Annotated in this window: 14 protein-coding genes and 2 pseudogenes; 6 read left to right on the top strand and 10 right to left on the bottom strand. The window is 37.6% G+C overall.

The genetic code is table 11. The features are described 5' to 3' along the window. Window positions 1-170: 170 nt before the first annotated feature. From M5A78_RS18945 to M5A78_RS18930, 5 genes and pseudogenes are all read right to left on the bottom strand, one after another. Window positions 171-416, bottom strand: coding sequence for a DUF5071 domain-containing protein (locus tag M5A78_RS18945; protein WP_248736848.1), 246 nt, complete (start codon window positions 414-416; stop codon window positions 171-173). 236 nt (window positions 417-652) lie between these two features. Next, window positions 653-1,348 carry an ABC transporter permease gene (locus tag M5A78_RS18940; RefSeq protein WP_248736847.1) on the bottom strand — a complete coding sequence of 232 codons (696 nt, stop codon included), beginning with the start codon at window positions 1,346-1,348 and terminating at the stop codon, window positions 653-655. 14 nt (window positions 1,349-1,362) lie between these two features. Further along, a complete protein-coding gene (locus M5A78_RS24745) occupies window positions 1,363-1,497 on the bottom strand; it encodes a hypothetical protein (RefSeq protein WP_264760473.1) in 135 nt (44 codons plus the stop codon). Between the two features lie 49 nt (window positions 1,498-1,546). Further along, window positions 1,547-1,729, bottom strand: a pseudogene (locus M5A78_RS18935) (ATP-binding cassette domain-containing protein); the annotation flags it as partial. Window positions 1,730-2,359: 630 nt separating this feature from the next. After that, window positions 2,360-5,446 (bottom strand): efflux RND transporter permease subunit, encoded by a 3,087-nt coding sequence (locus M5A78_RS18930; RefSeq protein ID WP_248736846.1) that lies wholly within the window; start codon window positions 5,444-5,446, stop codon window positions 2,360-2,362. A 300-nt stretch (window positions 5,447-5,746) separates the two neighbouring features. Here M5A78_RS18930 and M5A78_RS18925 point away from each other — a divergent pair, with 300 nt between their 5' ends. Together M5A78_RS18925 and M5A78_RS18920 are read left to right on the top strand one after the other, a co-directional pair. Further along, a complete protein-coding gene (locus tag M5A78_RS18925) occupies window positions 5,747-6,583 on the top strand; it encodes a TetR/AcrR family transcriptional regulator (RefSeq protein WP_248736845.1) in 837 nt (278 codons plus the stop codon). Between the two features lie 454 nt (window positions 6,584-7,037). Further along, a complete protein-coding gene (locus M5A78_RS18920; RefSeq protein ID WP_248736844.1) occupies window positions 7,038-7,331 on the top strand; it encodes a Spo0E family sporulation regulatory protein-aspartic acid phosphatase in 294 nt (97 codons plus the stop codon). A 415-nt stretch (window positions 7,332-7,746) separates the two neighbouring features. Here M5A78_RS18920 and M5A78_RS25015 read toward each other — a convergent pair. Continuing rightward, window positions 7,747-8,085: pseudogene (locus M5A78_RS25015) on the bottom strand (C40 family peptidase); the annotation flags it as partial. 1,331 nt (window positions 8,086-9,416) lie between these two features. Between M5A78_RS25015 and M5A78_RS18910 the strand changes: the two are divergent. Next, window positions 9,417-9,842, top strand: a complete 426-nt coding sequence (locus M5A78_RS18910; protein ID WP_248736842.1) for an ester cyclase — start codon at window positions 9,417-9,419, stop codon at window positions 9,840-9,842. A gap of 485 nt (window positions 9,843-10,327) precedes the next feature. On the opposite strand, the gene M5A78_RS18905 is transcribed toward M5A78_RS18910, so the two are convergent. Next, entirely contained in the window at window positions 10,328-11,518 is a 1,191-nt protein-coding gene (locus M5A78_RS18905) for a chromate transporter (protein ID WP_248736841.1), read from the bottom strand. Window positions 11,519-11,905: 387 nt separating this feature from the next. On the opposite strand from M5A78_RS18905, the gene M5A78_RS18900 reads away from it, so the two are divergent. Next, window positions 11,906-14,842, top strand: coding sequence for an EAL domain-containing protein (locus tag M5A78_RS18900; protein WP_248736840.1), 2,937 nt, complete (start codon window positions 11,906-11,908; stop codon window positions 14,840-14,842). Between the two features lie 444 nt (window positions 14,843-15,286). On the opposite strand, the gene M5A78_RS18895 is transcribed toward M5A78_RS18900, so the two are convergent. The 3 genes from M5A78_RS18895 to M5A78_RS18885 all read right to left on the bottom strand — a co-directional run bounded on the left by M5A78_RS18895 (window position 15,287) and on the right by M5A78_RS18885 (window position 21,499). Further along, window positions 15,287-15,586 carry a BC1872 family protein gene (locus M5A78_RS18895; protein WP_248736839.1) on the bottom strand — a complete coding sequence of 100 codons (300 nt, stop codon included), beginning with the start codon at window positions 15,584-15,586 and terminating at the stop codon, window positions 15,287-15,289. A 224-nt stretch (window positions 15,587-15,810) separates the two neighbouring features. Next, complete coding sequence (locus M5A78_RS18890; protein WP_248736838.1) at window positions 15,811-18,933, bottom strand: efflux RND transporter permease subunit; 3,123 nt, start codon at window positions 18,931-18,933, stop codon at window positions 15,811-15,813. Between the two features lie 208 nt (window positions 18,934-19,141). Then, complete coding sequence (locus tag M5A78_RS18885) at window positions 19,142-21,499, bottom strand: bifunctional YncE family protein/alkaline phosphatase family protein (RefSeq protein WP_248736837.1); 2,358 nt, start codon at window positions 21,497-21,499, stop codon at window positions 19,142-19,144. A 994-nt stretch (window positions 21,500-22,493) separates the two neighbouring features. Between M5A78_RS18885 and M5A78_RS18880 the strand changes: the two genes are divergently transcribed. Together M5A78_RS18880 and M5A78_RS18875 are read left to right on the top strand one after the other, a co-directional pair. Continuing rightward, complete coding sequence (locus M5A78_RS18880; protein WP_248736836.1) at window positions 22,494-22,697, top strand: helix-turn-helix transcriptional regulator; 204 nt, start codon at window positions 22,494-22,496, stop codon at window positions 22,695-22,697. Between the two features lies 1 nt (window position 22,698). Further along, window positions 22,699-23,097 carry a hypothetical protein gene (locus tag M5A78_RS18875; protein ID WP_248736835.1) on the top strand — a complete coding sequence of 133 codons (399 nt, stop codon included), beginning with the start codon at window positions 22,699-22,701 and terminating at the stop codon, window positions 23,095-23,097. The last annotated feature ends 175 nt before the right edge of the window (window positions 23,098-23,272 follow it).

The following is a 23,272-nucleotide window of genomic DNA, read 5'->3' as shown; positions in this document are numbered from 1 at the left end:
ATTTAATCGGGCTTTTTCAGAGTTAATTCTTATTGCATCAAAATAACCGATAGTTGATTATCGGTTATCACTATATGAACTATTTTTCTTTAAAAATACTATCTATTTTTTCTCTATCATAGTCTAAAATCCATTTATTGTTAAAACCCTCTTTGCTAGAGCGAAAATTATTACATGGTTTGTAAAATTTCAGATGCCATTGCATCAACTTCTTCCAATTTTTCATCTTCGCTTGGTTGTTCAGCAACTCTAATTAGATCGGCTTTTAATTGTTCCCTTTCTTCCAATGGCAACTGCTTTACTAAATACTCTAAACACCAATACTTCCATACATTATCATTCGTTGCAAACACACTTTTAATCGGAAGAATTATTTCACTTGGAAAAGTTAAAAGGAGTTCTGCAATCTCTGGCACGGCTCATCAGAACATTTTGACGTAATATCAACACTAAGACAATATCTGGAACTAAAAAACCGATTTTTCCTACATTAAGAAAAATCGGTTTCACATTTTGCTGAATAGCGCATTCATTTTTATTCGTTTGAAAGCTGTATCATTATTTAACTATATCAATCTTTTCTAAATTTCTAATCGCTAAATTTGAGAGACCAAAGCCAAGTACAGCGAATAGATTATCTACTAAACTCTTATTATTCGATTAGATCCACCTTCTCGATATTTTTAATTGCCAAATAGGCAATTAACACACCAATAAATGCAAGTGTTGCAGGGATGATAATAATATCATTTAATGACATTCCACCATTGTTAGAGCAAATGATGAAAACAATTATTATCGAGGAGATGATGGTTGTTGGAACTGAATATTTTCGCATACCAAAAAAAAGAGGTATCAAGCTCATTCCGGTTGCAGCTAGAGCATTCATTAGAACCTTCAATGCATGTTTTTTTACAACAATAAGTGAAAGCGTATCTGGGATGTATTGCATCTTTTCATTAAAAAAATAAAACAAAGTAGTGATAATCGTATTTGCAAAGATAATCGCCGTAAAAGTAAAGATGACTATAAGTATTAGCTTTGCGATAATGATTTTCTTTCTATTGATCGGGTACATAAATAATATCGTTATCGTCTTATTTTTATATTCGTCAATAATAAGTTTAGCAACTAGAGTGGAAGCGAAGATAATAAAAACAGCTCTAACTAAAGTATCAATCGCGCTAAAGGCAACTTCGTAATTTTCGAAAACAAGTTCATGATCCAGTTTTGAGACATATAGACCTAAAAGAATAACACCAAAAATAATACCAGTTGCAACCAGCGCCCCTTTAATAGAACTGTCGATTTTATGTTTTTTTATTTCTAATCTAATAAGATTAAGCATGGATCCTACCCCCATTAATTAACTTTTAAAAAGTAGTCTTCTAAAGAATTCATTTTCTTACTTATCGATTCCACTGCAAAATCATTTAGGACAAGGGCTTTTGAAATATCCATTTGAGTTATGCTGGAATCATATATTCGTATATTCAATAATGGTTTCCATCCTTTTTAACACTTCATATTTTACTCCAAAAATTTAAATCTCTCCGCTTGTCGGTTTAATTAAATTGGCCATTATCTTCATTATAGTCGTTTCCCCCGCACCATTTGGACCAAGAACCCCATAGATTTCTCCTTTTTTTACATTCATATTCACCTGAGAAATCACTTCTTTACCATGAAACACTTTTGAAAGATTGCTTGTTGTTAATAGATAAGACATGGTATAAACTCTCCTCAACTATTAATTACTCTTATTGTAAGATATGGAAATCTCTTTTTTCTTACTCATTTCTTACAAAAATCTTAAGTTCTTTAAAAAACCGCAAGTGACCATTTATCGGCGTATGAACTGGAGCACTCCGACTGAGATAAAGGAAACTTACCGATTTACCCGTCATTTCGAATGATTTACCCGTCTAAAATTAGATTTTACCCGTCGATTTTTCCGATTTACCCGTCAATTTCCCCATTTTACCTACCAACACCTTCTGTCCCCCTTCAAAAACAGCAAAAAGCCAGGCGTCATGCCTGGCTCAGGTAACTTTTCCTTATGTGATTGAAGGAGTTGCTTATTTTTCGTGATAATTTCTTCCTTGTTTTCCTTTTTAAGTAATATTTTTAGAGGGATTCCCCACTTACCCGTCACTTTGAGTGATTTACCCGTCTAAAATTAGATTTTACCCGTCCATTTTTCCGATTTACCCGTCACTTTCCCCATTTTACCCACCAACACCTCCAGTCCCCCTTCAAAAACAGCAAAAAGCCAGGCGTCATGCGCCTGGCTCAGGTAACTTTTCCTAGTGTGCTGATACAAATTCTAAATTTCAACCAACATTGTAGGATAAATCCTTTAGTTTTCATCTATTTCTTTACGGTTTTTCTTGAATAACTTAGACAATATTTCATAAACGATTGGTACAACAATTAGCGTTAATAACGTTGAACTTGTTAAACCACCGATTACGGTAATACCAAGACCTTTCGAGATTAAACCGCCACCGCCTGAACCAAGGGCTAATGGGATTAGCGCACCGATCGTAGCGATTGCTGTCATCAGGATTGGACGGAGACGTGTTGCACCAGCTTCTAGAATCGCTTCACGCATACCCAATCCATCCCGTTCCATATGAATAATCCGGTCTACAAGGACGATGGCATTCGTTACAACGATACCGATTAACATTAAGAGACCCATCATAACAGAGACTGAGATGGTTTCACCACCGATTAATAAACCAACAAATGAACCAATGACCGCAAATGGTAACGAGAATAGGATCGCAAATGGTGCGACACCTTCACGGAATGTGACAACAAGGATGAAGTACACGATGGCAATTGCCGCAGCCATGGCTACACCAAGTTTGGTAAATGTGTCATTCATATCTGCAGTTACACCAGCAACATCAACTGTAACACCTTTAGGTAAATCTAATTTTTTAATATCTTTATCTACTTTAGATGTTACTTTTGAAATATCCGCACCTTTAATTTTCCCTGAAACGGTTGCGAAGTATTCACCTTTACTACGTGCAAGTGTATTTAAGGTTGTTCCTTTCTTCACAGTGACAAGCTCAGAAAGTGGCATTGTCGTACCAAGTGCTGTCGGTACCGGTGTTGCCAACATATCATCGATTGATTTTGGTTGGGCAGCTTGTTCTTGCTGAACGATGACATCTAATGTGTCACCATTTTTTTCAACCTTTGTTAACACATTTTGTGTTTTTGCTGGGCTTAACATCATGACGAGTTGCCCCGTTGTTAAACCATACTTCAGTAATTCATTTTGTTCTACTTTGAATGTATACTCAACGTAGGCATCCTCTGCAGTTGAAGTAACATCTTTTAAACCGTTATTTTTCTTCAAAACGCCTTCTACCATTTTTACAGATTTATTTAGTTTATCTAAATTTTCACTGTAGAATGAATAGCTGACTTCATTTGTAGACCCCGACATCGAACCGAAGTTCTGACTCTTCCATTTGCCTGATTGACCAATGTTAGTCACATACTTTTCAATTTCATCACGGACTTCTGGGAAGTTATCCATTTTCGGGTCAAAAATAAGGTACATTAATGCACCGCCTGATCCGCCACCACCCATCATCGCTGCCGAGGTATCACCAGCTTTGGTTACAGATACTTGAACGATATTAATATCATCACGTTTGAGCATCTTCTCTTCAACTACTTTAATGTTTGCCTGTGTATCTTCCGGCAGCTCGCCTGCCTTTGGTGTGTACGATAAGTACATCACTTTATCTTCTTCACTACCCATGAAGCTAAAGCCGATTAAAGGCGTTAACGCCAAACTGCCTGCTAATAAAACAACAGCAAGGATTGAAGCAATTACTTTATGGTTAAGGACCTTTTCCAGGAACCATTTATACCATTTTGCTAATTCCCCAGCCTCTTTATGACTTTTCTTAGTCTTTTCACCATATAACTTTTTCTTAAATAAGAAGTGCGAAAGGGCCGGAACGATGGTAATCGCCACAAGTAACGAAGCCCCAAGCGCAAACGCCATCGTTAAGGCGAACGGCATGAACAGCTCGCCGACCATTCCACCAACGAAGATCAGTGGTGCGAATACCGCAACCGTTACTAAGGTTGAGGACATGATTGGTTTGAACATTTCAATTGTCGCTTCACGTACAAGGGCGCGACCAGTTAATTTCTCTTCTTTTAAATGGAGTCTTCGGTAAATATTTTCCACTACTACGATGGAGTCATCGATGACACGACCAATGGCAACCGTGATCGCACCAAGCGTCATAATATTCAGCGTAATATTCATCCAGTTTAACAGCAGTAACGCCATGAAAATCGAAACTGGAATCGATACGATCGAAATAATGGTTGATTTGAAATCACGTAAGAATAGAAGGATAATTAATACGGCAATTAAACCACCAAATAACGCTTTTTCAATCATCGTTGATACGGAATCTTCAATTGGTTTCCCTTGATCAAGGGTTACATCAATGACAAGACCATCAACTTTTGCCTTTTCTTCTTTAACTAACTTCTTCACTTTGTTTACAACATCAACCGTGTTGGCTTGTTGACCTTTGACAATTTGAATCGCAATAGCCTCTTTACCGTTTGTACGGGAAATCGATTGTACTTTACCTACTACGTCAATTGTCGCAATATCGCTAAGCTTCACAAATGGTGACGGATTTGCGGCTGAAGGTGTGACAGGAATAAGCATATTCTTTAATTCATCAGCGGTCATGAACTTGCCGTCTATGGCTACAGCTTGTTCACCTTCTTTAAACTGGTAGAGTCCTAATGAAACAGCTAGGTTACTTGCTTGAATCATTTGTTTGACTTTATCTTCTGTTAAGCCAAATTGATCCATTTTTGCTTTATTATACGTCAGGTCTACTTCTTCAATATGCTGACCAGTAATCGTTGCAGACGCAACACCATTGATTTTCTCGATTTTTGGTAATAAACTTTCCTGTACTGTTGACGTTAATCCAACAATATCCTCTTTTGAACTACTTACACTTAAGGCAACAACTGGCATCATGTTCATGCTAATGGCTGTAGTTGTAGGCTTTTGTGCTCCTTCTGGTAATTTCACTGCATCTAACGCAGATTGTAAGGCACGTTTCGCCTCATCCATATCTATACCATATTCGTATTCTACTTGAATACTGGACATGTTAGAATATGAATTTGAATAAACGGATTTCACATGGTCAAGGCCTTCTAACGCTTTTTCAATAGGCTTAGACACATCTTCCATTACTTTTTCAGGAGTGGCTCCAGGATATACATCCATTACCATTAAGTAAGGAATCGAGATATTCGGGATCGTCTCCATATTCATCCTTGTACCTGAATAAATACCAGATACTGTAATGATGATGGTAAGCAGCCATACTGCTAGTTTATTTTTTAGGACAAAATTGACTAAACCCTTCACTATTACACCTACCCTAAATTGACTTATCAAGCTCATTTCCTTATAATAATGACTAACGAGTCATTTGTCAACGAATTGAGAAAAGCCCAAGCGCCTTGGTCAAGGGTATATAGGACGATTTAGCACTAGAAAGTGCTTAGTTGCCCTTAATTCGTACATAAAGCGTTAGCTTTTTGTAGCCAAGTACAAGACGAGCCTGCCGAAAGGTTGTTCTTTAACCTTTTGGACGGATTGGCTTGTGACCTCGAGCCCTTAGGCGCTGAAGCTGGACATCTTTGACCATAGGAGCGATCAAGTAATATGATAAAAAAACAATTAATTATGGAAAAAGCATTAGAACTTTTTGCAAAACAAGGTTTTGAAGCCACCTCAGTTCAGCAAATAACAGAGCATTGTGGTATTTCTAAAGGTGCTTTTTACTTATCTTTCAAGTCAAAGGACGAATTGATTTTAGCATTAATTAATCATTTTATGATGCAATTCATCTCTGAGATTGACTATATAGTCAGAAACACAAATGATGATAAAGAACTATTATATAAATTTTATTACGCAACGTTTGATTCTTTTCATAAGCATTCTGATTTCGCCAAAATTCTCATGAAAGAGCAAGGGCAATCAATTAATAAAGAATTAATTTTAAAAATGCATTACTACGACAGATTATTCGAGACAGTTATCTTATCAATGATTGAACGTTTATATGGTAAAGAGGTCAAACAAACAAAATATGATTTAATTTATTGCATAAAAGGCTTTATGAATACTTATTCTACGTTATTTTTATTCTCTAATGTGCCGTTGGATGTGAACAAACTGTCTAAGTCGCTTGTGGAAAAAACAAATTTACTTGCGAGACATACAACCGTTCCCTTTATCTCACAAGAGCTTTTTCAAATGTTTAACCATCCAATGAATGAAGAAGGAACAAAGAAGGAACAGATCCTCGAAATCATGGAACAAAAAATAAAAGAAATGGTAGAACCGATTGAAAAAGAATCGTTAATCCTGCTAAAAGAGCAGTTACTTGAACCAACTTTAAGTCCTGCGATTGTGAAAGGGTTACTAGAAAACATTCGAAATCATCCTCATTGCAAATGGATCTCTTATTTACTTCGTGGTTATTTTAAGTTATAAAAATTAAGAAAGACAGAATGCTTTTACTTTTTAGCCTTCTGCCTTTCTTTTTAATATCTTTAGGACAAAACGCGACCATTTTCCCTTTCAATCAAACACTAATTAAAACAGTGGTAATCAATTGTTAGTAATTTATAAATATTTTTACTTTTAGACAAAATGCTATTACTTTAAAATTTATTCCGATGCGCTAAAAACCTCCCCCAATTAAGAAATCGCTTAGTATCAATAAATAAATAGAGAAGCTTTATTTTCCATTGATATATCAATATCATTTACCGTTTTTTGCAATATTTGTACTTTTCAAATCCGCGTTCACATAAAAATGCGACTGTGCTACTATCAATATCGGTTATGGAATTACATTCAAAGGCTCCTTCTTTAATAGGAACATATAAGTTCCTATCATCATGCTTTCCAAAATCATAGTTAAAAAATTAATAATTAGAGGTGTATGATGAAGGCAAAGGAATATGTTGAAAAGGAAAATATAAAACTCTTAATGGAAATATTTAATCTTAAAAGTAATTTACATGAATTATATATTCAAAAAGGGTCGGCGAGCTCCGAATATATTTCACTATCAATTAAGCTAGATTTACTTATAAAAGAATACTTTGAAGAGAAAATAGTAAAACTCGTTAACATGCCAACATCTGAACTTATCGAGATTTGGAAACAAAATGAGTTTAATTATCTTGATACAATTAGAACAGTCCAAAAACTTGATGAAATAATATTTCAATAGCAAAGGCTGAGTAATGGTTAGATAAAATAAGAACTACTTAAAAGTCGCTGATATATCATAAAAGTCGCTGATAAAAGGAACATACTCGCTGATAAACCATTTTAATTCCAAGATAAACTGAATATAGCAAGACCTTTGAGCGAAAAATTGGTGGGATTAGCATTTAAAATCATGAATTGAATAAAAATTCCCATCCTAATCAAAGGAATTATGAATTTTAGTAAGAAAAGCAACTGCATTTGCGAAAACAGCCAAATTTTAACAAAAAAATAAACCCCCTTAAAGGAGGTTTAACCATTTATATACCTATCCTGCCTCACTTGGCAGGTGTCAGGCTCAAAGAGATGGTTTGCTCTTGTTATGCTACCTGTATATTGATTTCAGTTATCAACGAAATCTATTCATAACCTATTAATTAAAAAGCAGATTTTGCACCGAGATATCTAGTCTTCCAATACGATGATGTCATATCAGAGATGGTGACACCTGAAGATGCAGCACTAATGAACTTGTTGTTTCCTAAGTAGATTCCAACATGTGATGGTCCTACTTTGTATGTTTCAAAAAACACAAGATCCCCTACACTTGGCGAATTTACAGGTGTGGTTGCATCCCATTGTGATGCAGCTGTTCGTGGTAATGAAACGCCTTGTTTATCAAATACATATTTGGTAAAACCACTACAATCAAATCCTGCAGGAGTATTTCCCCCCCAGCGATATGGTGAACCAATGTATTTCTTAGCCTCATCAATAATTGCCTGTACTGTTGAAGTAGAAGTCGCCGGTGATTTTTCAACTGCTGTTGAATCAGACGGTGACGCTGGTTTTTCAACTGCTGTTGAATCAGATGGTGTTGCTGGTTTTTCAACTGCTGTTGAATCAGACGGTGTTGCTGGTTTTTCAACTGCTGTTGAATCAGATGGTGTTGCTGGTTTTTCAACTGCTGTTGAATCGGACGGTGTTGCTGGTTTTTCAACTGCTGTTGAATCAGACGGTGTTGCTGGTTTTTCAACTGCTGTTGAATCAGACGATGCCGCTGGTTTTTCAATTGCTGTTGAATCAGACTTCGCAATAGGTTTTTCGGTAGTTATAACTGCATTTGAACCCGCACTTCTCACAATTAACTTTTGTCCTGCATAGATAGTATCAGTTGTTAATTGGTTCATTGATTTAAGCCGGGAAACCGATTGATTAAATCGAGCCCCTATCACAGAAAGGGAGTCACCTTTCTGGACAATATATGACGTATTGTTAGAAGTTGTAGTAGATGTCAAAGCCGGAGTACTTGAATTCAAACCTGATATTTTCAATTGCTGACCGATCCGAATGAAATCTGATGTTAATCCATTTAAGTTCTTAAGGTCACTTACAGTTGTACCATACGATTTTGCAATTACCCAAAGACTATCACCTGATTTAACTGTGTAGGTAAGTGATAGCTTTTGATTTACATAGATTGTATCACTTGAAAGATGATTCCAATCCTTTAATTGATTAATAGAAACATGGTTTACATTAGAGATTTTCCAAAGGCTATCTCCTGGACGAACTGTATATGTAGGTTCTTGTGCACTTGCAGAGGCTCCAAAAGCAGTAAATATAAGCCCAGCAGTTGCAGCTGCTGTTACTAGATTCTTTTTCAATTGTTGCACTTCCTTAAATGTCATTTATGTAATCTATAAATATAATAAAGAAACTTAATACGAAAAACATCCACCAAATCTGGTTATTTATCAGTAATTTATAAATTAAATAACATAAATGGAAGTATATACTCTTAACATTACAAACAATAGAAGTACCACCGAATGCTAACCTATAAGCTGTTTAAGCCTGATTTTCTCACCTTATTTAAAAGCTCTATGTAACCAATTTGTAATCTTTTTTTAATCTTTAATGAGATCTTCTTTAACTATACTATTTAACTCATAATTAGGTTTTAACCCTACCCTCTCATTATTCTACGAATCTCTAAAACAGTTAGTTTATTTCGGCAATTGATGGGGTTGAATTTCAAAATAGAAGGCTAAATTCGAACAGCATCTGGTAGAATAATGATTGATACTAATATGGAGGATTTCACATGACACCAGAACAAATTGTTAGAACATTTTTTGAAGAAGTACGCTCAGGTCATAATCCTGATTACGCAATAAACTTAATGGCAGACCAAGTATTAGCTCACCAAATGATTTCCGAGGAAGACGTAACCGTTATAAGAACGCCGCATGATTATGCTGATCATGTCAGAGAGATGATCGAAGCCTACGGTACCTTTTCTGTAGACATTCAAGAAATGCTAGCTCAAGGAAATAAGGTATATGTACGTTGGAAGCAAGTAGGCACACATGTAGGAGAAGTTGATGGGTATTCACCCACAGGACTCCCAGTTATTGAAATCGCCAGTGCAGTATATAGAATAGAAGAAGAAAAAATTAAAGAATATTGGATTCAAATAGATCGGTCTGGAATTCAAAAGCAATTAGAGCGTAATAAACTCAGTAAATAAATTATTACCTATTTTTCAAAAAAGCATTATCATCATAAAAGCAGCCGAATCATCGGCTTCTCTTGATGATTTATTTGGGATTAAATACGATGTAAACCCTGTGATTGAGAGCCTTGGTTCATCTCGCAAGAAAAGATTTTGTTGTCGAACAACCGATACGATTTTACAGAAAAAAGAACAATATTCCCCAGAAAATGATTCCATTCTAATGAACCTACATGACTCAACGTATATCCCCATATTCCAACAAAAATCATACCTTTGATAAAATCTGTCCTAAAACCCTGTTAATTCAAGGTTTCGAAACTAAATTTCATGCAAACCTTGTTGAAGAAGGCATTAAATCTTACACTCATACAGCTGCGAATCTACATTTCTTCTATACAGACCTCCCTCAAAGTATATCGATATGAGCTGAGTGGGGGTCTGCGCTCAAATTATCCAGTCACACATAACGGTTCCTCATGGCGGTTTGACCCTATTCACTAAAGAAGAGATATAAGAAAACCTCCAAGCGCTCCTGAAAGCACGACAATCCATGGAGGAAGCTTCCAATAAACCAGTAAACTAAACAGTATGGAACCAAAAGCAAAGTCAATGGGTGACAATATCGAGCTTATCCAAATAGGTGAATAGAAAGCAGCTAGTAATATCCCTACAACAGCTGCGTTTACACCTAATAGGGCTCCATTGACTTTTGGATTTCTTCGGAGAGTATCCCAAAATGGTAAGGCCCCCATGATCAAAAGAAAAGCTGGCAGAAAAATAGCAAGTGTCGCTAAAAGTCCGCCCTTCCACCCATTAATAACGGTCCCTAAATAAGCCGCAAAAGTGAATAGTGGTCCAGGAACTGCCTGGGCTGCACCATAACCGGTTAAGAAATTTTCTTTACTAATCCAGCCTGTCGGAACAAATTCACGTTCAAGTAAGGGAAGTACAACATGCCCTCCCCCAAAAACAAGCGAACCTGAACGATAGAAGCTATCAAAGAGGGCAATCCATTTATATGACGTTATTTCTCTAAGAATTGGAAGAACAATGAGTAAACTAAAGAAAATTATTAAGCAAATAAAAGCAAATCGACGGGATAAAGGAACCGTTATCGTTACGTCCTTTTCTATTTCATTTTGCTTAAAAAATATATACCCAACGATGGCAGAAGCAAGAATAATAGCCACTTGTGTATACGTGTTATGCCAGATTAATGTTCCTACAAGAGCGAACAGCGCAATCGATTTCCTCTTTAGATCTGGAGTTAACTTTTGAGCCATGCCGATAATGGCTTGAGCGACTACAACGACAGCTACGATCTTTAATCCATGAATCCAGCCCGTGCTGTTCACGTTCATACCTTTTAGGATAAAAGCAAATAACATGAGCGCTATAACGGATGGAAGTGTAAAGCCTAGGAATGCCACAATTCCACCTAATACACCAGCACGCATGACACCAATACCAATGCCAACCTGACTACTAGCTGGTCCAGGAAGGAACTGACATAGGGCAACAAGGTCAGCATAGCTACGTTCATCTAACCATTTTCTTTTGCGCACATATTCATTGTGAAAATATCCCAAATGAGCAATAGGACCTCCAAACGAAGTTAATCCGAGCTTGGTTGAAATCCAAAATATTTCAGTTAATCTTTTGAATTGACTTTTGGTAGAATCAGTCATTGAATCACATCCTTCCTCTTTAAATCTTAAAATACTTCATAGGTTATATTCAACTTATCAGCGATTTTTAATAGTTTATCAGCGAATAGGTGACTTTTATCAGCGAATTTTATGATTTATCAGCGAAAATCAAGGTTTTATCAGCGAATCTCATCCTACCGTTTATTGTTACTTACCACTAGTACAATTTTTACATCAACCACCATGATAGATTGAAATTACTAGGATGGCGCCTAGCACCAGATTTTGTTCACAAAATTCATGTAGTGACAGGTACCGAAAGCCATGGTAACCTAAAATATGAGAATACTGTTTCATATATGTAAAAATGGATATTATATCGAATTTTTGTTTCATTATATACATCAAGTGAGGGGTAGTTACAGAATGAAAAGGCTTTTTAAAACGACAATAGAACAGTTAATTCACCCCATAGCTAGTAAGGGAGCTATTCATCCTGAAATTTATGATCACTTGAATGCTATTATCAAATTAGACATGGACGGGAACCTCATTTCTTATAACCACGCATTTGCCAAACAATATGGGTATATTGAGCAGGATTTCACAAAACCATTTTTAGATGTCTTCATTAAATATGAAACAATTGTAGAAAAACAATTTTTTGAAAAAGCACTCTTAGGCATGAGGCAAAAATTTAATGCCTTGGGGCGCTGTAAAAACGGAAAGACCATCGATATCAACGTCACACTTATTCCTATAAAAACGAATGCTGGCATGGATATCTATGTAATCGTAAAAAATATCACTGAATATAAAGCGCAGGAAGAAGAACTGCTTCGATTCAAAAAGCACAAGGATACCTTTAATGCGCTTGAAAATATTTGCAATTTCCACTACGACGCCATCAACGATCGCCATTATTTTTCTAAACAATTTCCGGTTATTTTCGGAATAAATGGGAGAAAAAAGGATTTCCTCACACTTAATCAACTTTTACAGTATGTACATTCTGACGATCGCAATCGAGTAAAAAATACAATTGAAAAGGCTTTAAGTGATAGGACTGGGTATCAAATAGAGTATAGATTACTTAGAAGAGATAAAACCGTTCGTTATCTTTATGAACATGGAGAAATTCTTCTTGATAAAAAGGGAAATCTTGATGGTTTGATTGGATTTATTCAAGATATCACAAGCAGCAAAATTTCTGATCATGTATCAGAAAAAGAAAAACAGTTAAATCAGCTTTATAGCAATCCTGATGTTGGAATTTGGTCGACGAATGTCCAATCAGGTCAATGCTTAAACAGTTCTAAGGGTAGTGAAAAGATAAGTGGCTATTCAACAGAAGATTTTAATAATGGAATCCTCTGGACCTCTATTATTTACCCGGAAGATTTACCCCACTATTTGGAAGGTCAGCAAAAATTAGAAGCTGGAAATATCCTACATCATCAATACCGCATTATTCATAAGAATGGTGACATTAGATGGGTGCAAGAGTATGCGATTCCTACCTTAGATGCTGACGGAAAACTCATTCAATTAAATGGCCTAAGTACAGATATTACAGAGCAAAAAGTATTAAATGAAAAAGTTAAGTATTTGTCTGATTATGATTACTTAACGAAACTGCCAAATCGACAAAAGTTCTACGAAAAGCTACAACAACTAACGGATGAGTATGCTAACAGTAATCAAAAATTTGCGATTATGATTTTCGATATGGACCGTTTCAAATACGTTAACGATACGCTCGGACACCAAATTGGCGACGAATTGTTAATACAAATCTCTGAACGTCTTTCTACACACTTAACTTCCGATGATATGCTTTCCCGCCATGGCGGTGATGAATTTATCGTATTAATAGGAAAGATGGGTTCGATTGAGTCACTGAAAGAAAAGGCTGATCAAATGATTGAAAGTTTAAAAGAGCCTTTCTATATTAAAGACTTTCAATTGTATGTGACGGCAAGTGTTGGGATTAGTACATACCCTTATAATGGAGTAAGTAGTATCGAATTATTACGAAATGCTGAACTTGCGTTATACAATTCTCAAAAAAGTGGTAAAAACAATTATAAAATAATCTCTCACTCTAGTAGTATTCAGTCATATAAAGCCTTTAGCATTGGCCGAGATTTAAAAAAAGCCATAAAAAATAATGAAATGACTCTTTTTTATCAACCTCGAGTCGATGCGCATTCCAATCAAATCATTAGTGCAGAAGCTCTGATCCGATGGAATCATCCAGAATGGGGGATTATTTCCCCCCACGAATTTCTCACGATAGCTGAAGAAATTGGTTTAATTACAGAGATAGATGATTGGGTCTTAAAAGAAGTATGTAATCAAATAAAAAAATGGAAAATAGAGCAACACCAAACTGTCCCAATTTCCATTAACATCTCTGCTGTTCATTTTACGAAACCAGATTGGCCTAGTGCAGTCGCAAAAGTAATTCGAGAAGCAGGCATTCATCCTGATGATTTAGAATTTGAAATAACGGAAAGTTTGTTTTTAAACAATAAAAAAATGGTAAAAAATACCATTTATTCATTAAAAGAATTGGGAATAAAAATTGCATTAGATGATTTTGGAACTGGCTATTCTTCCCTTGCCTATTTAACAAAATTTCCATTTGATGTGATTAAAATTGATAAATCATTCATACGGAACATGGACCAGGGCGATCGGGACTTGTTTATCACAAAATCGATTATTTATATGGCCAAAGGATTACAAATAAAAGTGGTCGCAGAAGGTGTGGAAACGATTCAGCAATTAGAAATTCTGCAAAAAGAGCAATGCGATGAAATTCAGGGCTATTTATTTAGCCACCCAGTCCCAACTGATGAGTTTGAACCGATTTTACAAAAAAAGACATTGCCACCAATGGACCCTAAATTAAAAGCAAAACAAAACAAACGAAAACATGACCGGCTTCATTTCCCCTATCCACTTGCGGCTGATATGCGGCTTATATCCATTGCAGGTCGTAGTATGCAATTAGGAAAATCAAATGTATTAATTGAAGATATGAGCATTGGCGGTCTTCGCTATGTTTCAAACCTAAGATTACCTGTTAGAGGGGATGTCCAGTTTGAGTTTAAAACGGAAATCCTTGGTAAGCCCCTTCAATTGAACGGAAGTATTGTTTGGAAAGAAGAAATTAACGAGGGTCTTATAGAATACGGCATTATGTTTATCATGGGTGAAGACGAACAGACTTCATTGGCTAGTCTGCTTGATACTTTTAATGAATTATTAAATAATAGCTCAAGCCTCCCCCCATATAAACTAGTTAAAGAAGATAAGTATCAGTACTTCAAGCAGTTAAATAGTGACCAAACTTAAATACAACGTAATGGGCTTCTATATAGACACATTTGAGGCAATTCCATTAGTCTTCTTGTCTATCCAGACTCACCCTGAGCAAATGAAGGAGAGTACATAATAAATAAGAACCTACTTTTTTGTGGAAAAGGGGCGGAGAGCCGCAAAAATGAATCACTTTAACCAGTTAAAGTGAAATACCCATTTCACTAGACGAAAGATGTGAAGTATAGCTCTGCTCTCACCGCCTTTATTAGGTGACTACGGCTTGTTCTCTACATTTATTTCTATGGTAGGGTTGGGAGTTGAGGCTCATGATAGTTTTTTGGGAGTAAGAATGATAAAAACTTCAAGCACATTGAATAAACATGAGATAAAAACCGCTCTGCAACTAAACATGTTCTTTAGTTGCAGAACGGTGTCATTCCATTACTTGTCACTAGGGGCGTGACAGGTACGAAAATTCTACAGCCATTCATCAGCAATTGTGCTATTATCAGCGAGTGAGTAGGCAGCATTCGTGATTGCTTGTGCTAACGTATCACCAGTTGCGCATACCTCATTAAAGCAGACCTCGGAAACCCCTTTTGTTGTATAAGTAAATCCTAACTCTTCTAGCCTTTTAACGATTAGCATCGCATGATCAAGGCTTTGCTCGGGTTGAAACCCTTGAATGAAAATACCATTTTCGTAATCATACCATTTATCCCATGTATTTAATTTCCAACCTAGTATTCGACGTGCTATTATTTCTATTTTGTTCATATCCTCGCGGCCCACCTTTTTCTCTAGTTTTTTATTATTTTACCATTTTCATGGTTCCGATCCCATATAATTGAACTTCTCACGACTAAAGTCGCAGGATTCTAGCGTCCTTTGGACAGTAAGAGCGCTCTTATTCATTTTTTAGTTAATGGATCGTACTTAAAATCTATAAGCCTTACAATTTTCTGACAAATCCAGGGCGTGACTAGCAGTGATATCAACGATTACACTGATACCTGGTGCTGCTGAAGCTTTTTTGTTTTACTCCTCTTTACACTCAACCATTCATACATAATTGGTATGATTAAGAGGCAGATAAGGGTAGAACTGATCATGCCGCCTACAACGACAACCCCGAGGGTTTGCGATACAAGTGTGTTTCCGTTACTTGAGGCAGCTAAAGGAAGCAAGGTCAGGATCGTCGTCCCCGCTGTCATGAACACCGGCCTCGCCCTTGTAGCAGTTCCCAAAAGGATAGCCTGTCTCACTTCCATCCCTGTAGCAAGATTCCGTTCAATTTTATCGACAAGGACAATTCCGTTGGTTACCGCAATGCCAGCAAGCATCAACATTCCGATCAAGGCAGCAAGATTCCATTCCATTCCGAAAATCGTCATGCTCCAAACAGAACCAATCAATGCCATCGGAATACAGATTAATACTGCAGCCGGTGCATGCCAGCCGCGAAATACCGCACTTACAATCATAAGAACGAGTGCAAGTGACAGAATGAGCGCGAGGCTCATCTCCAACACCATTTGCTTTACTTGCTGAGAGATCCCTCCTAGCGAATAGTCTACTCCTGAAGGGAGGTTCAACCCTTTCATAGTTTCGTTTACTTGTCTCGTTACCTTGCCAATGTCCCTTGTGACAATATTACCGGTCACGGCAGCAAATGGACGGCCATCACGTTCACTGATAACAGTTTGGCTGCTCGTTTCCAGTGTGGTAATTTCCGCCAACGACACCTGTGAGCCATCCCTGGCGGTAAACATTTCGTGTCCAATTTTTGAGAGAATAGTTTTTTCGGGATTAGGGTCACCAGCCGGTACAAGGTGACCTTGAGTAGTGTCCATTTGCAGCTCAATGGGAATAGTTACATCTCCATTGGCAACCTCCATTCTTATGTCTTGAGGCAAATAACCATGAATTCGCTCGAAAACCTCATCAACCTGAAGACCTAAACGCTGAATTTTTTGCTGATTAAGTACAAGAAAATGTTTCATCGACCCATCGGCATCATTTGCCGTTCCTTCTACACTTAAGCCAGGCACCATCTGCAGTTTACTTCTTACTAGGATCGCTGCTGAATCAAGTTCACGTTGGTCTTCCCCCGTTAAAATAACCTTTAACCGCGAATCATCACCAGCAATATTTTGATTCGCAACGGTAAAGACTGCTGAGGTTGATAAAGCTCCAAGATGGCTCTGCAATTTTTTCACGAATAAGTCAGTGTCTGTTTGTTTCTTGATGCCAACTGAAATAGTAGCAATATTTTGCTTTTGAATCCAGCCGCCGCCTTCATCAAAAACATCGTCAAACATCGGCGTAAAGCTGGAACCAAGCGTAGAAGTGAAGATTTCAACCTCAGGTCTGTTTTTTAAGATGGTTTCAATATTTTTTACCTCAGCATCAATATCAGCAAGCAGGGCTTCCTCAGGAAGCTCCACCTGTATAGTAACACCATTGGCATTTTCTCTTGGAAAAAAGTTTACTGGTAAAATAGCAGCTAACGCAACTGTGATAATAAATACAGCTAAAGTAATGACCACAATCACTTTTTTCTTTAAAAATACCCGCTGAAGTATGTTTTGTGCTTTTTTCTCAATGTCAACGGACTTCGTAATCGGCTGCTTTTTCCAACATAAATACGCTAACACAGGTACGACAATAATCGAAACTGCCAATGAGGTTACTAGGGCAATGACAACGGACCAGGCAAATCCGGAGAAAGCAGAACTAATCATCCCGCCAATGATCGAAATAGGCAGGAATACGGCGACCGTAGTCGCAGTGGAGGAAACAATTGCGGGAATCATTTCCATGACGCCGTTTGCCAATTGCTGCGCTGTTACATGATCGTTCGATTTTTCCATTTGTCTTCTGTACATATTATCGATTACAACAATAGAATCATCGACCACTCTCCCCATCGCAACGATTAATCCGGAAATGGTTAAGATATTCAAACTGACATCCATCGCTTTCAGTATTGCTGTTGCGGCAAGGAGGCAGATCGGCAATGTCAAGGCAATGATCAAGGTTGAACGGATATTCCTAAAAAATACAAATACACAGATGACAGAGAACACAATTCCCAATAACCCTTCTTTTATTAACCCTTTTAAAGCAGCGTTTATTTCTTTTCCTTTGTCCAATAAGATGGAGAGATGAACGGCTTCCGACTTGATTTCAGGTATGGCTTGGATTCGTTCGTTGATGCGTTCTGTAACATCCGTTATGTTTGCTGAAGGTGTTTTTAATACATCAAGAAGAACACTTGGTTTTCCTGATGTTCTTGAAATAGTATGTAAGTCAACTACGCTGCTGTTTATAGTGGCAATGTCTTGTAAAACGACTGTTTTACCGTCTGGAGTAGGAATTTTTATGTTTTTTAGGTCAGTGCTATTAATATCCCAGCCTGTAACGCGGATCGGCATCGATATTTGTCCTTCAGGTCCACCTTTTTCTTTAATCGTCCCTTGCGGCCATATCGGATGAATCGACGAAAGTGCATTTTGGATATCTTCTACTGTTAAACGATATTTTTTGACGGCATCGGCTTTCAGTGTCACCAAGTACCCGGCTTTTCCTGCACCTGTTACACGTACATCCATGACTCCAGGAACCTGTTTGATTTCACTTGCCACTTTTTCTTGAATCGTTGTACGCAACTGATTTTCATCCATTTTTTCGCTTGTTAAACTTAATCGCAGGACGGGAAACGAATTCGTGCTGACCCGAGAAATCAAAGGTGTGTTCACAAGGTCAGGCAATTTGATTTTTTCAACGGCCGCCTGAACTTCCTTTTCCGCCTTTTCCATATTCGTATGAGCAGGGAAATAGAGACTTGCCATGAAACCCCCATCAAACGAGTTGGTTTCTATGTAGCTAAGTTTATCAACAGAGTGGACAGCTTCCTCGACTTTTGTTGCAATCGTTTGTTTGACTTGATCTGCTTGATACTGGTCGGCCTGAATTGTGATCATAAGAGCCGTGTTGTTAATAGGCGGCAGATAGTCCCGCTGCATCTGAAAAGCAGACATGGCCCCCCATGTTATGATTAAGGCGACGCATGTTAAGATTAGAACCGATCGTTTCATTGTTGCTTCAATAAATCGAATCATGGCAAAATAAACCACCTTCTACAAGTAGTAAATGCATAGAGAATTCCTTGGGGCTGGACAATTCTCAAAGATAAAAATTTTTACAGGTATCTTTTTAAAAAAAGGGTGACCCAAAGGATTGAGTCCACACTCGCATCATCATGTATTTACAAGGATAGATGTTTGTGGGGCCACTATTTTCCCTTTGCGCCACCCTATTCATCATGATTTACTTAGACTTTTTCTCTCCAGGATATGGTTTATCCCCTTTTGTAGCTTTCCAAAGAATCTTGTTTAACTTTTCAGGGTTAGCATGATCAACTCCTGTAAAGTCTAGTTCTGCAGATTCTTTAGCCATCGGTGCGTTAACTCCATTTTTCTGATCAAGCGGATAGGTTGGTTCGATCACATTAAAGGACGTAAAGTCTGGTTTATGTGTGAACGAATTGACCATTGGAACAGCCGAGGCATCGAATTGAGTCATCGGTTTCATACCCAAGATCATTTCCATCGTCCGCAGCATGGAAGTTGTGTCATAAAGGGTACTGTCCACTTTCCCTATTTGCGTGTAAGGGCTGATAACAAGTGACGTTGTGCGGTGTGCATCCACCGAATCCCACCCATTCTGAGCATCATCCTCTGTAACAAAAATAGCTGTTTCTTTCCAATAAGGGGAATGGCTGACCATATCGACAAGCTTTCCAAGTGCATAATCGTTTTGTGCTACCATAGCTTGCGGCGTTAGTTCTCCCACCTTCGTTCCAAGTGTATGATCGTTAGGCAGACGAACAATTTGTAGCTGAGGCAGATTCCCGTTTTTCACATATTGCTGAAATTCTTCTGCCCACGCCTCATATCGGGTAAGATCGGAAATTTTAAGATTATAGGAAGGAAAATCCGGGTCAAAATTATTGCCGATGCTAGGTTCATTCGCAACATATTTTCCTGTTTTTTTGTCATAATTGACGAATTCTCCATAGTTTCTGAATGATACACCTGAGCGAGCTGCATTTGTCCAGAGGAATCCTGCTTTTGGATAGGCCGCATCGTTATCCCCTTCAAAGTCATAACCGCGGTTACGACCAGAATAGTTGGCCAGCCAGTTTTTCTCAACATAATCATTGGACTGGGCAGCAGTAGACCAGTTATGGCCTTGGGCGCTGATTTCAGCATTCGCATAAAAGTTGTCCAATAACGCGAATTGATCAGCAAGCTGATGGATATTTGGTGTAATCTCTTTGCCAAAGATGGTTAAGCTAGGATCGCCATTTCCTTTTTCCATATCGCCAAATACTTGGTCATACGTACGGTTTTCCTTAATCACATAAATAACATGTTTAATCGGTGATTCTTGACCTTCGAAGCGCGGGATTGGGAATTTTCCACTGGCACTGAATCCAGTTAGCTTATAAATCTCATTATTCTTTTCTACTTGCTTCGTATATTTTTTTAACTGCTTTTCATTCGGAGTATCGATAAACGACATCGTCCCTTGGATCATGCTCCCGATATACTGTCCTTCTCGGTTCGACCCGGCTCCAAGGCCCTTCGCATTCAGTACCATGAGTTTATCATCATTTAAGTAAATACCGCTCGGATACCAACCAGTAGGAATAAGCCCTGTCACTTCTCCTGCTTTTAGGTCAACAACGGCTATATCGTTATTTCCTCCGTTCGAAACGTAAAGAGTTTTTCCATCCTTACTTAAGGCAAGCGCATTTGGCTGGCTTCCTGCGGGAGCATTTTTATACGGGCTTAGTGAAATCGTTTTGATTTCTCTTTGTTGGTTAGGGTCAATAACGGAAATGGAATCGCTGTCGGAATTCGCTACATAGAGTTTGCCGTCCGCCGTGTTTTCAATAATCGCATTCGGATGCAGTCCGACGGGAATGGTGCTTTTAATGGTTAACGTTTCTGGATCCACGACACTGATGCTGCTTTCACCCCAGTTGCTGACATAAAGGGATTTCCCATCATGGCTTAATTCGGCTGTGTAAGGATTTTTGCCAACAGAAGTGGTTTTTACAATTTGATTGGTCGTAAGATCCACTTTTGAAACCGAATGATGTAAATTATTAGCAACTAATAGAAACTTCCCATCCTTTGAAACAGATAATCCTGCCGGATAGAAGTTTGTTTTGTTTTTATCTGTAAGCATAATCGGAGAACGTTCCGTTAATGTTCCGTTTTCAAATCCATAGACGCGGATTTTATTATTACCGCCTGCGGATGCATAGACGGTTTTTCCGTCCGGACTAAAGGCGACCCCTAAATAAAGGGCTTCAGGAGATTTGTAAGGAATGGTCTGAACGACTTGCTGGGTGTTCACATCCACCACTTGAAGGGATTGCTCACCTTGACCATCATTGGAAACGATGAGATAGCGATGATCAGGACTTAATGCACCACCCATTGGAAAATCACCAAGGGTCACTTGTGAACCCGGAGGAGTAACCGTCCACCCGTGAGGGGTAACAGCTGTTCCATCTTCTTTAGGACCGACCAATTTCGTGTAGGCCGCATAGGTTGACGTGGAACCAAGGAGCAAGGCAACGAGCGATGTTACCAGTAACTTTTTGTGTTTCATTTTAACATCTCCTTTTTGATTGGGTTTGTTTACAAAACCAATCTTACTCCGCTTTTGTAAATTGGAAGTTAAGGAAAATTAAAGAAATATAAAGAAAATTAGGATAATTTATCGATTGATATTTTTCTTTAGGAGGAATTTCCCATTATCCAGAGAATATAACTCCGACAATTTTAGTATTATTTAAGATTCATAGGTTGTAGAAATGGAATTTTTCCATTAAGTGAGGATCGTAATTGAGGCAAAAACAAAATCAATATTGTGTTATCGTCTTGCAAATCAAAATGGGGGAAAATGAAAAAAATTGGCTGCGAAATCATCAAACGTTAGAGATTTTGGAATAAAAGACAAAACAAACACTATTCTCACTAACGGAGTTCTTATTTTATGTAAGAAAGTTGCTTATTTTTCATTCAGATTTACTTTTTAGCAGCCTTATTAAGTTACCTTTTTAGGGGAATCCTCTCTTATCCGTCACTTTGAACGATTTACCCGTCTAAAGTGGATATTTACCCGTTAATTTTTCTATTTTACCCGTCCGTTTTGCCGATTTACCCGTCATTTTTCCCATTTTACCCGTCCCCCTCTTCCAAAAGGTAGAAAAGCTAGGCATCATGTCCGGATCGGGTCACTTTCCCTTTGTAAGATAGCAATACTTTTCTTAACGTGCTGATACTAATCCGAGATTCCCTGAATAGTCTCACTAACGGCCAGTAATGTTACTCACAAAAAGCAAAAAAACCAAGGGAATACCCCAAGGTTAAGTTTGATAAATTCTATTAAGTTACCTTTTCATATTATCGTGGAACAATGCTTCGAAAAAAATAACTCGGGCCGTGATACAGAATTTAGGTTATTTCAACCTTTTGCTGTTTTTTAGAACCAAATATAAATACATGGCGATGTAAAGATATCTTTACATCGCCATGTATTTATTTTATACTTAACGTAAAGATATCTTTACATCGTTATCAATAAAGGAAGTGAAGTGCTTTTGAAAGTAAGAAATAGAATTAAAGAGATCCGTTTGGCAAAAGGAATTAGTCAAATTCAAATGGCAGAAGATCTTCAGATTACGAGACAAACGATTAACGCGGTAGAGAATCACAAATATAATCCTAGCTTAGAACTGGCACTAAAACTGATGAAGTATTTTAATGTAACAATTGATGAAATATTTACGTTGGAGGAGGATTAGAATGAAAAAGAAGTGGCCCCTTATTGTGGCTATTACGGTTGTTTGTTCAATGAGTATTGGTTGGTATCTAGGTAAATTATTGGTTCCTGATTTACCTGTTGGAACAGTTACAGCAGGTATCACTGGTTCTGTTTTAGGTGTAGGAATTGTTATTGGAACCGCAAAATTTCGTGAAAGTCGAAAAAGCCATAATGTACCTGATGTAGATGAAAGAACCTGGATCAATATAAAAAACTTCTATGCATTTTCCTTATATATATCGTTATTTGGAAGTATGTTACTTGTAATCGTGCTTTTTTCTTTAGGTGTAGAAACCATTGAGATAGGCGCATTGAGTATCTATTTATTAGCGTTATTTATGTTATTAGTGATTGGAACTTTAGTTGTTAAAAGACAATAAAACACGTAGTAGTGAAACAAGCTGCATGCTTGACTGTGTCTAATCGAGTCCTTTTTGCATAGCGATTTTACATTAAACACGGCTTACATTTTAAATTTTTCCATTATGTCACGAAATTTGTCGCAGAGTGGATGCTATGCTCTAAATTAGCAGAGCGTGCTGCCACAAACCAGGT

The organism is Neobacillus rhizosphaerae, from assembly GCF_937468385.1.
Classification (GTDB): Bacteria; Bacillota; Bacilli; order Bacillales; family Cytobacillaceae; genus Neobacillus; species Neobacillus rhizosphaerae.
This window is presented reverse-complemented; position numbering and strand designations above follow the sequence as displayed.

Coding starts and splice junctions, on each gene's coding strand:
- M5A78_RS18875 (WP_248736835.1), top strand. CDS start 22,699: ATGAAAAAGAAGTGGCCCCTTATTGTGGCTATTACGGTTGTTTGTTCA.
- M5A78_RS18910 (WP_248736842.1), top strand. CDS start 9,417: ATGACACCAGAACAAATTGTTAGAACATTTTTTGAAGAAGTACGCTCA.
- M5A78_RS18885 (WP_248736837.1), bottom strand. CDS start 21,499: ATGAAACACAAAAAGTTACTGGTAACATCGCTCGTTGCCTTGCTCCTT.
- M5A78_RS18890 (WP_248736838.1), bottom strand. CDS start 18,933: ATGATTCGATTTATTGAAGCAACAATGAAACGATCGGTTCTAATCTTA.
- M5A78_RS18925 (WP_248736845.1), top strand. CDS start 5,747: ATGATAAAAAAACAATTAATTATGGAAAAAGCATTAGAACTTTTTGCA.
- M5A78_RS18940 (WP_248736847.1), bottom strand. CDS start 1,348: ATGCTTAATCTTATTAGATTAGAAATAAAAAAACATAAAATCGACAGT.
- M5A78_RS18905 (WP_248736841.1), bottom strand. CDS start 11,518: ATGACTGATTCTACCAAAAGTCAATTCAAAAGATTAACTGAAATATTT.
- M5A78_RS18900 (WP_248736840.1), top strand. CDS start 11,906: ATGAAAAGGCTTTTTAAAACGACAATAGAACAGTTAATTCACCCCATA.
- M5A78_RS18920 (WP_248736844.1), top strand. CDS start 7,038: ATGATGAAGGCAAAGGAATATGTTGAAAAGGAAAATATAAAACTCTTA.
- M5A78_RS18895 (WP_248736839.1), bottom strand. CDS start 15,586: ATGAACAAAATAGAAATAATAGCACGTCGAATACTAGGTTGGAAATTA.